Source organism: Bradyrhizobium sp. 31Argb, assembly GCF_043638955.1.
Taxonomy (GTDB): domain Bacteria; phylum Pseudomonadota; class Alphaproteobacteria; order Rhizobiales; family Xanthobacteraceae; genus Bradyrhizobium.
Genome location: NZ_JBEGDB010000645.1, coordinates 1 through 920, shown reverse-complemented (window position 1 = coordinate 920; position 920 = coordinate 1). Strand labels below are relative to the sequence as shown.

The window sequence follows — 920 nt, the reverse complement described above, 5'->3', positions numbered from 1 at the left end:
TCACCCCGATCGGGCAATCCAAAGCATTCCGCGCAAGTCAAGGCCGGGCACGGCGATCCTCTCGTGACGCTCACGGTTGGTCGGCGACGGTTATCAACATTACTGGCTGGTCGAGTGCGTCGGCTTCGAGCTGGCAAAGAAGATCTGCGCGCATTTCGAGGTCGATGGCCGCGGCCAGCGCATCGACATCCCGCTGCACGTCGGCGGCACCTATCGCCAATTCGTGCGCTCGCTCGCCGAGCGCTTAGATGAACTGGATCGTGAAGGCAAATCGTCAACCGAAATCGCCCGGCAGCTCGGACTGACTCAGCGCACGGTGCATCGGCATCGTGCCCGTCATGGGTACCGGAGAGACGACAAGCAGGGCAAGCTGCTATGACACGCGGACGATACTAGCTCGGATACTTGAGCAACACATCAGTCAAGATCGAGATCATCCTCGGATGCATATCCCAAAAAGAAAGGACCATCTTGGTCCTCAAGGTACGTCACTAGCCAAAAATAGCCATCTACAAGGCCGGGCGTCCTGTATTTAAGACGAACAATGTCCGCTGTCCCCGGGACCTGACTAACAATTTCACTACGTGTGTCCGCCTTTCGATACAGGTTGAAGGATTTTCCGTTCTTCGGCCCACTAACGTACACGGTGTCCGCCACCATCGAGCGAGACGAACTGTGTCTTTTCTCCATCTTCAGCAAAATATCAATCGTGTGCTCTAGCACGTAGGCTGCACTTTGTTCCGCAGCCGCCTCGTTGTAGCGCTCCAGATCGTGCTGGACTATAAACTGCCCGTCGGAAGGCTTACGGTATACGTTGGGTGTCAGCTTCCAGATATTCCAAAAGACTGTCCGTCGTCAGATAATTTGAGACAGATCAAGCTTTTCGAGAAGGGAGGCTCTGGCTCATCAGGGGTTAGAGT

Annotated in this window: 1 protein-coding gene; it reads left to right on the top strand. The window is 55.0% G+C overall.

Translation table 11 applies throughout. From position 1 onward, the window contains the following. Positions 1-76: 76 nt before the first annotated feature. The gene (locus tag AAFX91_RS42040; RefSeq protein WP_394570394.1) at positions 77-379 is read left to right on the top strand and encodes a hypothetical protein; all 303 of its coding nucleotides are present in this window, start codon (positions 77-79) and stop codon (positions 377-379) included. Positions 380-920: the final 541 nt, after the last annotated feature.